The organism is Sodalis-like secondary symbiont of Drepanosiphum platanoidis (genome assembly GCF_964059955.1).
Taxonomy (GTDB): domain Bacteria; phylum Pseudomonadota; class Gammaproteobacteria; order Enterobacterales; family Enterobacteriaceae.
This window is the reverse complement of sequence record NZ_OZ060924.1, coordinates 221,964-235,630: the sequence shown is the minus strand read 5'-3', so window position 1 is coordinate 235,630 and position 13,667 is coordinate 221,964. Positions and strand designations below refer to the sequence as shown.

The window sequence follows — 13,667 nt, the reverse complement described above, 5'->3', positions numbered from 1 at the left end:
TTTAATAATATATAATATGAAAATTTTTTCTCCAAAATTTATTCATTTAAGAGTACATAGTGATTATTCCATGATTGATGGTTTAATTAAAATAAATAAATTAATAAAAAAAATATTAAAATATAAAATGCCATCAATAGCTTTAACAGATTTTAATAATCTTTTTGGATTAATTAATTTTTATAAATCATCATGTTCTAATGGAATTAAACCAATTATTGGTTCAGATGTTTTAATTAAAACAAAAATGTTAGAAAATGAATTATGTGAATTAACAATTCTTGCATCCAATAATATTGGATATAATAATTTAATATTATTAATTTCTAAGTCTTATAAACAAGGATATAAAAAAAATAGACCATTTATAAATGAAATTGACCTTGCTAAATATAATGAAGGATTAATATTACTTTCTGGAGGAAAAAATGGAAATATTGGAAAAAATTTAATAAATAAAAATTTTTATAAATTAGAAAAAAGTTTAGAATTTTATCAAAAATATTTTTATAATAGATTTTATATAGAATTAATACGTACTGGTCGTGAAAATGAAGAAAAATATATTTGTTATGCAATAGAATTAGCAAGTAAAAAAAATTTACCAGTAGTTGCAACAAATGATGTAAGATTTATTAAATATGAAGATTTTTATGCTCATGAAATTCGTGTTTCTATAAATAATAGATTTACTTTAGAAAATTCTAAAAGACCTAAATATTATAGTCCACAACAGTATTTAAGAACAGAAAAAGAAATGTGTGATCTTTTTTCTGATATACCAGAAGCTCTTATAAATAGTGTAGAAATATCTCGTAGATGTAATGTTACTATTAATTTTAGAAAAAAATATTTTTTACCAAAATTTCCTACAGGTAATATTTCTTCTTCTAAATTTTTAATAAAAAAATCATATAAAGGATTAAAAAAAAGATTATATAAAATATTTCCCAACCATAATGAATTTTTAAAAAAAAAAGAAATATATTTTAATAGGCTTGATTCAGAATTAAAAATTATTAATAAAATGAAATTTCCAGGATATTTTTTAATAGTTATGGAATTTATACAATGGGCAAAAAAAAATAATATTCCAGTAGGTCCTGGTAGAGGATCAGGAGCTGGATCTCTTGTTGCATATTCTCTTAATATAACAGATATTAATCCATTAAATTTTGATTTACTTTTTGAAAGATTTTTAAATCCAGAAAGAATATCTATGCCTGATTTTGATATAGATTTTTGTATGGAAAAAAGAGATTTAGTTATTAATCATGTTTCTAAAATTTATGGATCTAAACATGTATCACAAATTATTACATTTGGTACAATGACAGCTAAAGCTGTTATAAGAGATGTTGGAAGAGTATTAGGATATTCATATGGATTTGTAGATAGAATTGCTAAACTTATACCATTTGATCCAGGAATGACTTTAAAAAAAGCTTTAAATATGGAAAATCAATTAAAAATTTCTTATAAACATGATAAAGAAGTTAAAAGATTAATTGATATATCAAAAAAATTAGAAGGAACAATTAGAAATGTAGGAAAACATGCTGGTGGAGTTGTTATATCACCAAGTAAAATAACAAATTTTTCTCCACTTTATTTTGATAGTGATGGAAAAAATCCAATGACTCAATTTGATAAAAATGATATAGAATATATTGGTTTAGTAAAATTTGATTTTCTTGGATTAAAAACTCTTACTATTATTGATAAATCAGTAAAAATGATTAATAAAAATTTAAAAACAAAAAATCTTCCTAAAATTAATATATCTAATATATCTTATAAAGATAAAAAAAGTTTTAAAACTTTAAAAAAATCAGAAACTATAGCAGTATTTCAATTAGAATCTCATGGAATGAGGGATTTAATAAAAAGATTAATTCCAGATTCATTTGAAGATATTATTGCTCTTGTTGCTCTTTTTAGACCAGGTCCATTACAATCAGGTATGGTAGAAAATTTTATTAATCGTAAACATGGAAAAGAAATTATATCTTATCCAGATAAAAAATGGCAACATAAATCTCTTAAACCTATTTTAAATTCTACATACGGAATTATTTTATATCAAGAACAAGTTATGAAAATAGCTCAAATATTATCTGGATATACATTAGAAGATGCAGATATTTTACGTCGTGTAATGGGAAAAAAACAATCGTTAGAAATGAAAAAACAAAAATATTTATTTGAAAATGGAGCTAAAAAAAATGGAATTAATGATAAATTAGCTACAAAAATATTTAATTTAGTAGAAAAATTTTCTGGATATGGTTTTAATAAATCTCATTCTACTGCTTATGCTTTAATATCTTATCAAACTTTATGGTTAAAATCAAATTTTCCTGCTGAATTTATGGCTTCTGTTATGACAGCAGATATAGATAATATTGAAAAAATTATTAGTTTAATTAATGAATGTAAAAAAATGAAATTAAAAATATGTCCTCCAAATATTAATTTAGGACAATATTTTTTTTATGTTCATAAAAATAATGAAATAATTTATGGGATGGGAGCAATAAAAGGATTAGGAAAAGAAACAATTAATATTCTGATTAAAGAAAGAAATATAAATGGACCTTTTTTAAATTTATTAAACTTATGTATACGTACAAACTTTAAAAAAATTAATAAAAAAATTTTAGAAAAATTAATTATGTCTGGTTCTCTAGATTCTTTTAATTCTAATAGAGTTTTTTTAATGAATTCTTTAAAAAATATTTTACAATCTTCTAATCAATATTTAAAAAATAAAATATCAGGACAAAAAGATATGTTTGGTATTTTTGAAAAAAATATAAATAATAATTTTATTAAAAATAATAATAAATGGACTTATCAAAAATTATTAAAAAAAGAAAAAGATACTTTAGGTTTTTATTTAACTCAACATCCTATTGATCAATTTAAAGAAGAAAGACAATATTATTCAAAAGGAATATATTTTAATAATATAAATTTAAATTATAATAATAAAGTTATTACAATAATTGGATTAGTTATTTCTTTTCGTATATTTACTACAAAAAATAAAAATATAATTGGAATTTGTACATTAGATGATAGTTCTTTATATTTAGAAACAATACTTTTTTCAGATATTTTAAATAAATATAAAAAATTAATAAAAAAAGATAATATTTTATTAATAAAAGGTAAAATAAATTTTAATACTTCTCAAAATAATTTTAAATTAATTGTTTATAAATTAATAAATATTGAAAAAGCAAATATAAAATATATACGTAAATTAATTATATCAATAGATGATTCTAAAATTAATAAAGATATTTTTTTAAAAATTAAATATCTTTTAAAATCACATGAATATGGAAATACTTCTGTTTTTATAAATTTTAAAAATAAAAAATCTTATTATAAATTATATTCTTATAATAATTTTAAAATTAAACCAACCAATTATTTATTAAATAATTTAAGATCAATTATAGGTAATGAAAAGGTTAAATTAAAATTTTATTAAAAGGTATAATTATATGAAAATAAATTTTCTTGATTTTGAAAAACCAATTGAAGATTTAGAAGAAAAAATAAATTCTCTTATAGAAATTATAAATATAGATAAAAAAATAAATATTAATATTAATAAAAAAATAGATTTTTTAAGAAAAAAACATTTAAAATTAATTAAAAAAATTTTTTCAAATTTAAAAGTATGGCAAATAGTACAATTATCTAGACATCCATATAGACCATATACTTTAGATTATATAAATAATATCTTTACTGAATTTCATGAATTATCTGGAGATAGATTATATTCTGACGATAAAGCTATTATAGGAGGAATAGCTAATTTAGATTCTAGACCAGTAATGATTATTGGACATCAAAAAGGAAGAGAAATTAAAGAAAAAATAAAATGTAATTTTGGTATGCCAGCACCAGAGGGTTACAGAAAATCTTTACGTTTAATGAAAATGGCTAATAGATTTAAAATGCCTTTAATAACATTTATTGATACTCCAGGTGCATATCCTGGTATTGGTGCTGAAGAAAGAGGACAATCAGAAGCTATAGCTAAAAATCTTCGTGAAATGTCAAAGTTAAAAATTCCAATAATTTGTATTATTATCGGAGAAGGTGGATCTGGAGGAGCTTTAGCTATAGGAGTTGGTGATAAAATTAATATGTTACAGTATAGTACTTTTTCAGTTATATCTCCAGAAGGATGTGCTTCTATTTTATGGAAAAATTCTTCTAAAGCATTTTTAGCAGCTGAACAAATGGGTATAACTTCATTTCGTTTAAAAAAATTAAATTTAATTGATAAAATTATTCTTGAACCATTAGGTGGAGCACATAGAGATTTTTTATCAATTTCATGTTCAATTAAAAAACAAATAATTTCTGATTTATATGAATTAGATTCTATTAATGCAAATGAAAGATTAAAAAAAAGATATATTAAAATAATGAATTATGGATATTGTTAATATAATAACAAATATATTTTTTAATTTAAATTAAAATAAAATATATAATATTTAAAATTTTATTTATTTTTTTTACTTTTTTAAAAAAATATTAAAAATAAAAAATTTTATATAAATTAAATTAATTATTTTTATTAAATTTTTAAATTTATTTAAAATAAAATTATATAAAAATAATTTATTTAAAATATTTTTATATTACATAATAATAAAATATTATATATATTTATTTATAAGTAAATTTATAATTATATATAAAAAATATAATGATTAATTATTTTTAATAAAATATATTTTTTTATAAAAAAATTATATATAATAAATTATTATTATTTTTTAAAAATATATAATTATATAAAATATTTAATAATAAAAATATATAGATTATATCATTTTATTGCTAGTATAAAAACTAACTGATATAATTATGTTTATATATATTTAATTTTTTAAAAAAATTTTTTTAAAAAATTATATCTAAAATAAATAATGGAGTTTTTATGTATGCTATTTTTGAAAGTGGTGGAAAGCAACATAAAGTTAATAAAGGTCAAATTATAAGATTAGAAAAAATTAATTTAAAAATAGGTAAAATAATTGAATCTAAAAAAATATTAATGTTAGTTAATAATAAAAAAATATATTTTGGAAATCCATTTTGTTTAAATAAAAAAATATTAATGGAAATTATTAAACATGATCGTTATAAAAAAATAATTATATATAAATTTAAAAGAAGAAAACATTTTAAAAAAAAACAAGGTCATAGACAATGGTTTACTGATGTAAAAATATTAGATATTATATAAATAATTAAAATTAAATTTTATTAAAATATTAAGGAATTATATTTTGGCACATAAAAAAGCTGGTGGATCTACAAGAAATGGAAGAGATTCAAAAGGAAAAAGATTAGGAATAAAACATTTTGGTGGAGAAATAGTAAAAGCAGGTAATATTATTGTTAGACAACGTGGAACTAAATTTCATGCTGGAATAAATGTAGGATGTGGTAAAGATTATACTTTATATTCTTTAATAAAAGGAAAAGTAAAATTTAAATTTAAAAAATATAATAATAAAAAAATAGTAAATGTTATTCCTAAATAAATAATAATAATTATTTTTAAAATCTTATAAATATTTTTTATAAAAATTCATAATAAATATATTAATATATTATATATATAATAAATATATTTTTAAAAAATTAAAAATTAAGAAATTATATGAAGTTTATAGATTCAGCTTCCATTACTGTTATAGCTGGAGACGGAGGACATGGATGTATTAGTTTTAGAAGAGAATTAAATATTCCTAAAGGTGGTCCAGATGGAGGTGATGGTGGTAATGGTGGAAGTATTTGGTTTGTAGCAGATAAAAATTTAAATACTTTAATTGAATATAATATGAAAAAAGTTATAAAAGCAGAAAATGGATTTAACGGAAAAAGTTATAATTGTACAGGAAAAAATGGAAAAGATATTTTTGTTAAAGTTCCTTTAGGAACTCAAATAATAGATAAAATATCAAATAAAATAATACTTGATATGACAATAAATAAACAAAAATTATTAATTGTAAAAGGAGGTTTTCATGGATTAGGAAATACACGTTTTAAATCTTCTATTAATAGAGCTCCTAGAAAAAGATCTTATGGATCTAAAGGTGAAATTAAAGAAATTAAATTAGAATTATTATTATTGGCAAATGTTGGAATGTTAGGATTACCAAATTCTGGAAAATCAACTTTTATTAGATCAGTATCTTCTGCTAGACCAAAAGTATCAGATTATCCATTTACAACATTAATTCCTAAATTAGGTGTTGTTAATATATCAAATAATAAAAATTTTATTATAGCTGATATACCAGGTTTAATTAAAGGATCTTCTAATGGTACAGGTCTTGGGACAATTTTTTTAAAACATTTAAGTAGATGTCAAGTACTTTTACATTTAATTGATATAATGCCTATTGATAATTCTTCTATTATTAATAATATTAATATTATTCATAATGAAATTAAAAAATTTAATAAAAAATTATTTTTAAAACCTATATGGTTGGTTTTTAATAAATCAGATCTTATAAATAAAAAAAATCTTTATTTTAAAATAAAAAATATTATTTCTTCAATAAAATGGAAAGAAAAATATTATATTATTTCTTCAATAAAAAAAATTAATACATTTTTATTATGTAAAGATTTAATGAAATTTATTCAAAATAAATTTTAATTATAAATAAATATTTAAATTAAATTTAAAAATAATATAATAATACTAATTTTAAATTTTTTAAAATAAAATTTTATCTATCAAGGTCTATATATTTTAATATTTTTATAACCTTTTTCATATAAAATTATTGCTTGTAATTTACTTATTAATCCATAAGTACAATATAAAAGATAATTTTTATTTTGATTTAATAAATGAAATTTATTAGAAATTTCATATAAAGAATAATATTTAATTATATTTTTATTTAAATTTAAAGGATTTTTAATTCGTTCTTTTTCAGTTCTTATATCTAAAACAATACTATTTGATAAAATTTTATTTGTTATTTTTATTTTATTATTTTCTTTTTTATATAAAAATTTAATATTTTTTAAATTTTTTTTCATAATTTTTTAAAATTTATTAATTTAAATTTATTTTTTTATTTATAAATATATTATATTTATAATATAATAAATTATTAATTTTATAAAAATATTTTAAATTAATAATTATATTTATTTTTATAAAAATATTTTTAATTTATTATTTAATAAATAATAACATATTTTTTTATATTTTAAATAAAAATAAATTTAAATTAATAAATTTAAATTTAAAATATATTACTAAATAATATTTAAATAAATGTATATATTTAAATAATAAATAATATATTAAAAATTTTATAAAAATAATATATTTATGTAAGAAAATAAAATGAATTTTAATTTTAAAAAATATCCAATTTTATATTTAGCAAAAGATCCAGTAAAACTTCGTTTATTATCTAAAAAAAATCTTTTAACTTTAAGTAAAGAATTAAGAAAATTTTTATTAAAAAGTGTAAGTATTTCTAGTGGACATTTAGCTTCAGGTTTAGGAGTAATAGAATTAACAATTTCTTTACATTATGTATATAATACTTCATTTGATAAAATTATATGGGATATTGGACATCAAGCTTATCCTCATAAAATACTTACTAATCGTAGAGATAAAATTTTTAGTATACGTAAATATAATGGTTTACATTCATTTCCTTCTATAAAAGAAAGTAAATATGATTCATTTTCTGTTGGACATTCATCAACATCTATTAGTGCAGGTTTAGGAATGTCTGTAGCAGCAGAAAATGAAAATTTACAAAGAAAAATAATATCTATTATTGGTGATGGAGCTTTAACTGGAGGAATGGCTTTTGAAGCTATGAATCATGCTGGTAGTATAAAAAATAATATTTTAATTATATTAAATGATAATAAAATGTCTATTTCAAATAATGTTGGTGCATTAAATGATAAATTTTTACATTTAAATTATAAAAATATTATTAATAATAATTTTTTTTTAAAAAAAAATATAAAAAAAAATTTAACACCAAAAAAATTTTTTGAAAATTTAGGATTTAATTATTTTGGTCCAATTAATGGACATAAAATAAATGATTTAATTAATATTTTATATAAAATAAAAAATAAAAAAGGTCCAAAAATACTTCATATAATAACACAAAAAGGACATGGATATAAACCTGCAGAAAAAAATCCAATAAAATGGCATTCTGTTCCTTCCTTTAATATAAAAAATAATTCTTTTTATGAAAAATCTAAAATAAAATTTAGTTATTCTGATATTTTTGGAGAGTGGTTATGTAGTATTGCTAAAAATGATAAAAAATTAATGGTTATTACTCCAGCAATGTGTGAAGGATCTGGATTATCAAAATTTTCAAAAAAATTTTCAAATCAATATTTTGATGTTGCAATAGCTGAACAACATGCAGTAACTTTTGCGGCTGGTTTATCTATTAGTGGATATAAACCAGTAGTTTCTATTTATTCTACTTTTTTACAACGTGCTTATGATCAAATTATACATGATGTTGCCATACAAAATTTAAAAATATTGTTTGCAATTGATAGAGGAGGAGTTGTTGGAGAAGATGGAGAAACTCATCAAGGAGCATTTGATTTAACTTTTTTAAGATGTATTCCTAATTTAACCATTATGACTCCTAGTAATAAAAATGAATTAAGATTTATGTTACATACTAGTTATAATTTTATAAATGGTCCAAGTATTGTTAGATATCCAAAAAAATATTGTAATAATAAAAAATTAAAAATTTTAAAAAAAATTCCTATTGGTAAAGGTATTATTCATAAAATAGGAAATAATAAAATGGCTATACTTAATTTTGGATCTTTATTTAATGAAGCTAAAAAAATTTCTAATAAATTAAATTTAACATTAGTAGATATGAGATTTATAAAACCTTTAGATAAAAAATTAATTATTGAATTATCTAAAAATCATAAATCTTTTCTTACTTTAGAAGAAAATTCATTAATAGGTGGAGCTGGTAGTGCGGTAAATGAATGTTTAATAAAAAATCATATTAATATTCCTATATTAAATATAGGATTTCCAGACTACTTTATACCTCAAGGAAATAAAAATGAAATTTATTCATTATTAGGTTTAAATTATTTTAGTATTAAAGAAAAAATAAAAAAATTATTTATTAAATATAATATATAATTATATATTTTTTTAATAAAGATTAATTTTTTTATAAAAATTATTAATTATTATTTTTTATTTATATAAGAATTTTTTAATTTTACAATACGATTAAATCGTAATTTTTTAGAATTAATTTTATTATCTAAATAAAAATATCCTTCTCTTTCAAATTGAAAATATTTTTTTAATTTATTTTTTATATTTATTTTTTCTATAAATCCATGTTTTATAGATAAAGAATTTTTATTAATTTTTTTTAAAAAATCATCTGAATTATTTGGATTTTTATCTAAAAATAAATTTTCATATAAATAAAACTTTGCTGGTAAATTTTTTATAGCAGATACCCAATGAATAATACCTTTAACTTTTCTATTATTTGGTTTTTTATTTAAAGTTTTTAAATCACATGAACAATATACAACATTTATTATTCCATTTTTATCTTTTTTAATTTTTTCTGCTTTAATAACATAAGAATATCTTAAACGAACTTCTTTTCCTAGAACAAGTCTTTTATATTTTTTTGTTGCATTTTCAAGAAAATCTGAATTATCAATATAAATTTCTTTATTAAAATATACTTTACGTGTACCCATTTTAGATTTAAAAGGATGATTTTTCATTAAAATTTTTTCTTTATAATTTTTAGGTAAATTAATAAATATTATTTTTAATGGATTTATTACAGCCATTATACGAGGAGCAGATATATTTAATTCTTCTCTAATACAAGATTCTAATAATGAAAATTCTATTAAATTATTTTGTTTAGTAATACCTATTTTTTTACAAAAATTTTTAATTGATTTAGAAGTATATCCTCTTTTTTTTAATCCAGATATTGTTGGCATTCTAGGATCATCCCATCCTGAAACAATTTTTTTTTCTACTAATTTTTTTAATTTTCTTTTAGATAAAACAGTAAATTGAATATTTAATCTTGAAAATTCATACTGTTTAGGATATTTTTTTGTAAAAATTTTATTAAGAATCCAATTATATAATTCTCTATTATCTTGAAATTCAAGTGTACATAATGAATGAGTTATTCCTTCTATATAATCTGATATACAATGACTAAAATCATATGTTGGATAAATACACCATTTATTACCTGTTTGATGATGTGGAAAATATTTAATTCTATATAATACTGGATCTCTCATTATTATTCTTGGAGATTTCATATCAATTTTTGCTCTTAAACATAATTTTCCTTCAATATATTTTCCATTTTTCATATTATTAAATAATTTTATATTTTCTTCTATAGTTCTATTACGATAAGGACTATTAATTCCAGGAGTATTTAATGTTCCTTTATATTTTTTAATTTGTTTAGAAGATAATTCATCAACATAAGCAAAATTTTTTTTAATTAAAAAAATAGCATATTTATATAATAAATCAAAATAATTTGAAGAATATTTTATAGATCCATTCCATTTAAAACCTAACCATTTTATATCTTTTTTAATAGAATTAATAAAATTTTTTGTTTCATTTACTGGATTTGTATCATCAAAACGTAAATTACATTTACCATTAAATTTTTTTGCAATATTAAAATTTAAATAAATTGATTTTGCATGTCCAATATGTAAATAACCATTTGGTTCAGGAGGAAATCTTGTACATATTTTTTTATTTTTATTTTTTTTTAATTCTTTTTTTATTATATTAATAATAAAATTATTATAAATATTCATATAATTTAATATTTTATTTTATTAGTTATTTAAAAAATTTAAAAATAAAATATTTAAAAATTAATAATTATATTTTTATGTATTTATATAAATATAATTTTTTTATTTTTTAAACATTTTATATAAAAATTATATATATTAAAATTTTTTAAATGTTAAAAGAAGATCCACAACTACAAGTATTTTTAGCTTTTGGATTTATTAAAATAAAACGAGATCCTTTTAACTCTTCTTTATAATCAAGAAATCCACCTTTTATATATTGAATACTTATTGGATCAATTATAAATCTTGCTCCCATATAATTAAAAAATAAATCATTTTTTTTTATTTCTTTATCTAATAAAAATTTATATTTAAATCCATTACATCCACCTCCAGTAATATATATTCTTAAATTAAGATTTGATTTTTTTTTTAAAAAAATAAGTTGTTTAATTCTTAAAATTGCTGAATTTGTACAATTTAATAAATTTTTTGTTTTTTTTTTCATATAAAACTCCATATTAAAATTATTTTATTTAATTTATATATAAAAATAAATCATAATTTTTTTTATAAAAAAATATTTTATATATAAATTTAAATAAAAAATTATTATAAATATAATATATTTTTATATTTAAACAAATTTTTTTGTAAAAAAATTTGTTTAAATATTTATATAAAATATATATAAATATATTTATATTATTTCTTATAAAGAAAACATATAACATTTTTAAATATTTTTTTTTTATATAAAATCCAACTTTTTGGAATATTTATTATAATATTATTATTTTCTATTTCTATATAAATAAAAGAATTTTTCATTAAAATATTATTATCTTCTAAAGAAGATATAGTTTTATTTACTAAATTTTTATAAAATGGAGGATCTATAAAAATAATATTAAATTTTTTTTTTGTATTTTTTATCCATACAAAAAAATTACTTTTAATAACTTTTATATTAATTAATTTTAATAAATTAACATTTTTTAATAAAAAATTATATATTTTATAATTTTTTTCAATTAATGTTGCATATGATGCGTAACGTGAAATAGACTCTATTCCTAAAGCACCAGTTCCTGCAAAACAATCTAAACAATAAGAATCATATATTTTATATGATAACCAATTAAAAATCATTTCTCTTCTTAAATTTGTTGTTGATCTAATAATTAAATTATTTTTAATAATTAATTTACTATTTTTTAATTTTCCTGAAATAATTCTAATTTTTTTAATATTTTTTTTAAATTTTTTATTAATCATAAATATTTATTACATATAATAATTAAGTTATACTAAATTTTTAGTAAAATACTAATATAATTTTTTAAAAGATATTTTATATAAAAAATTAATTAAATATATATATATTATTTTATATATTTAAATATATATTTTTTTAAAAATTTTTAAAAGGTAATATATAAATGAATAAAAATAATAAAAAAAGTTTTTTATCTTGGTTTAATATTAAAAATATTAAAAAAAATAAAAATAATATTTTTAATAAATTTAATAAAATTTCTTATATAAAAAAAATAAAAAAAAATAAAAAAAAAATAAAATCTAATGTAAATATATTATCACAAATAAATGATACAAAAATTTTAAAAAAAAAATCTTTATTAAATAATTTAAATATAAAAAAAAATATTTCATTTAAAGAAAAATGTAAAATTTCTTCAAAAAAATTTTTTAATAATTTAAAAAATAGTTTATATAAAACTAGAAAACAAATAGGAAATAATTTTTTTAAATTATTAAATAAAAAAAAAATAGATAAAAAATTATTTGAAAAAATAGAAGAAAAATTGATAATATCAGATATTGGTATAAAAACCTCTAAAAAAATTATTAAAAATTTAATTAAAAATATTGATTATAAAAATATTAATAATTCTAATATTATTTATTCAGAAATAAAAAAAGAATTATTTTCTATTATTCGTAATTCTGATGTTTCTTTAAAAATTAATTCATATAAACCATTTATTATACTTGTTGTAGGAGTTAATGGAGTTGGAAAAACAACAACTATAGGAAAATTAGCTTATTTTTATAAAAAACAAAATAAAAAAGTTATGTTAGTTGCAGGTGATACATTTCGTGCTGCTGCTATAGATCAATTAAAAATATTTGGAATATATAATGATGTTTCTGTTATTTATGATAAAAATAAAAAAGATTCTGCATCAATAATTTTTAATTCAATTAATATTGCTAAATCTAAAAATATTGATATTTTAATTATTGATACAGCTGGTAGACTACATAATAAAATAAATTTTATGAATGAATTAAAAAAAATTGTTAAAGTAATTAAAAAAATAATTAATGAAGCTCCATATGAAATTATGTTAATACTTGATGCATCTACTGGTCAAAATGCAATTAATCAGACAAATATTTTTAATAAAAATATAAATATTACTGGAATTACAATTACAAAATTAGATGGAACAGCTAAAGGAGGTATAATTTTTTCAATTTATGATAAATTTAATATACCTATTAGATTTATTGGAATAGGAGAAAAAATTCAAGATTTAAGAATTTTTAATTCTAAAGATTTTATTGAAGCTATTTTATATATAGATAAATAAAAAATTTATATTAAAAAATATTTTTATAAATATTTAATGTATATTGAATTTTATTATATTAATTTAAAATTTTTATATAAATTTAAATTAATTATAATTATTTATAAAAAAATATTTTTTTAT

Annotated in this window: 11 protein-coding genes; 7 read left to right on the top strand and 4 right to left on the bottom strand. The window is 17.1% G+C overall.

From position 1 onward, the window contains the following. The first annotated feature begins 22 nt into the window (after positions 1–22). The 5 genes from dnaE (at position 23) to cgtA (ending at position 6,715) form a co-directional block, all read left to right on the top strand. A complete protein-coding gene (gene dnaE / locus AB4W47_RS00965; protein ID WP_367670775.1) occupies positions 23–3,502 on the top strand; it encodes a DNA polymerase III subunit alpha in 3,480 nt (1,159 codons plus the stop codon). 13 nt (positions 3,503–3,515) lie between these two features. After that, positions 3,516–4,475 (top strand): acetyl-CoA carboxylase carboxyl transferase subunit alpha, encoded by a 960-nt coding sequence (gene accA, locus AB4W47_RS00960; protein WP_367670423.1) that lies wholly within the window; start codon positions 3,516–3,518, stop codon positions 4,473–4,475. A 500-nt stretch (positions 4,476–4,975) separates the two neighbouring features. Continuing rightward, the gene (gene rplU / locus AB4W47_RS00955) at positions 4,976–5,284 is read left to right on the top strand and encodes a 50S ribosomal protein L21 (RefSeq protein ID WP_367670422.1); all 309 of its coding nucleotides are present in this window, start codon (positions 4,976–4,978) and stop codon (positions 5,282–5,284) included. A gap of 43 nt (positions 5,285–5,327) precedes the next feature. Then, complete coding sequence (rpmA, locus tag AB4W47_RS00950; protein WP_367670421.1) at positions 5,328–5,585, top strand: 50S ribosomal protein L27; 258 nt, start codon at positions 5,328–5,330, stop codon at positions 5,583–5,585. A 119-nt stretch (positions 5,586–5,704) separates the two neighbouring features. Continuing rightward, positions 5,705–6,715 carry an Obg family GTPase CgtA gene (cgtA, locus tag AB4W47_RS00945; RefSeq protein WP_367670766.1) on the top strand — a complete coding sequence of 337 codons (1,011 nt, stop codon included), beginning with the start codon at positions 5,705–5,707 and terminating at the stop codon, positions 6,713–6,715. Between the two features lie 80 nt (positions 6,716–6,795). Here cgtA and thiI read toward each other — a convergent pair whose 3' ends face one another. After that, positions 6,796–7,107 carry a thiazole biosynthesis protein gene (thiI, locus tag AB4W47_RS00940; RefSeq protein WP_367670765.1) on the bottom strand — a complete coding sequence of 104 codons (312 nt, stop codon included), beginning with the start codon at positions 7,105–7,107 and terminating at the stop codon, positions 6,796–6,798. Between the two features lie 313 nt (positions 7,108–7,420). Here thiI and dxs point away from each other — a divergent pair, with 313 nt between their 5' ends. Then, entirely contained in the window at positions 7,421–9,244 is a 1,824-nt protein-coding gene (dxs, locus tag AB4W47_RS00935) for a 1-deoxy-D-xylulose-5-phosphate synthase (RefSeq protein WP_367670764.1), read from the top strand. A 50-nt stretch (positions 9,245–9,294) separates the two neighbouring features. Here dxs and glnS read toward each other — a convergent pair whose 3' ends face one another. From glnS to rsmD, 3 genes are all read right to left on the bottom strand, one after another. Then, positions 9,295–10,941, bottom strand: coding sequence for a glutamine--tRNA ligase (glnS, locus tag AB4W47_RS00930; protein WP_367670763.1), 1,647 nt, complete (start codon positions 10,939–10,941; stop codon positions 9,295–9,297). A gap of 148 nt (positions 10,942–11,089) precedes the next feature. Further along, positions 11,090–11,434 carry an iron-sulfur cluster insertion protein ErpA gene (gene erpA / locus AB4W47_RS00925; protein ID WP_367670762.1) on the bottom strand — a complete coding sequence of 115 codons (345 nt, stop codon included), beginning with the start codon at positions 11,432–11,434 and terminating at the stop codon, positions 11,090–11,092. A 197-nt stretch (positions 11,435–11,631) separates the two neighbouring features. Further along, positions 11,632–12,204, bottom strand: a complete 573-nt coding sequence (gene rsmD / locus AB4W47_RS00920; protein ID WP_367670761.1) for a 16S rRNA (guanine(966)-N(2))-methyltransferase RsmD — start codon at positions 12,202–12,204, stop codon at positions 11,632–11,634. Between the two features lie 164 nt (positions 12,205–12,368). Here rsmD and ftsY point away from each other — a divergent pair, with 164 nt between their 5' ends. Then, the gene (gene ftsY, locus AB4W47_RS00915; protein ID WP_367670760.1) at positions 12,369–13,544 is read left to right on the top strand and encodes a signal recognition particle-docking protein FtsY; all 1,176 of its coding nucleotides are present in this window, start codon (positions 12,369–12,371) and stop codon (positions 13,542–13,544) included. The last annotated feature ends 123 nt before the right edge of the window (positions 13,545–13,667 follow it).

What these genes read in the sequence shown, in the direction of transcription:
- glnS (WP_367670763.1), bottom strand. Translation starts at nt 10,941, where the DNA reads ATGAATATTTATAATAATTTTATTATTAATATAATAAAAAAAGAATTA.
- accA (WP_367670423.1), top strand. Translation starts at nt 3,516, where the DNA reads ATGAAAATAAATTTTCTTGATTTTGAAAAACCAATTGAAGATTTAGAA.
- dxs (WP_367670764.1), top strand. Translation starts at nt 7,421, where the DNA reads ATGAATTTTAATTTTAAAAAATATCCAATTTTATATTTAGCAAAAGAT.
- cgtA (WP_367670766.1), top strand. Translation starts at nt 5,705, where the DNA reads ATGAAGTTTATAGATTCAGCTTCCATTACTGTTATAGCTGGAGACGGA.
- rsmD (WP_367670761.1), bottom strand. Translation starts at nt 12,204, where the DNA reads ATGATTAATAAAAAATTTAAAAAAAATATTAAAAAAATTAGAATTATT.
- erpA (WP_367670762.1), bottom strand. Translation starts at nt 11,434, where the DNA reads ATGAAAAAAAAAACAAAAAATTTATTAAATTGTACAAATTCAGCAATT.
- thiI (WP_367670765.1), bottom strand. Translation starts at nt 7,107, where the DNA reads ATGAAAAAAAATTTAAAAAATATTAAATTTTTATATAAAAAAGAAAAT.
- rplU (WP_367670422.1), top strand. Translation starts at nt 4,976, where the DNA reads ATGTATGCTATTTTTGAAAGTGGTGGAAAGCAACATAAAGTTAATAAA.
- ftsY (WP_367670760.1), top strand. Translation starts at nt 12,369, where the DNA reads ATGAATAAAAATAATAAAAAAAGTTTTTTATCTTGGTTTAATATTAAA.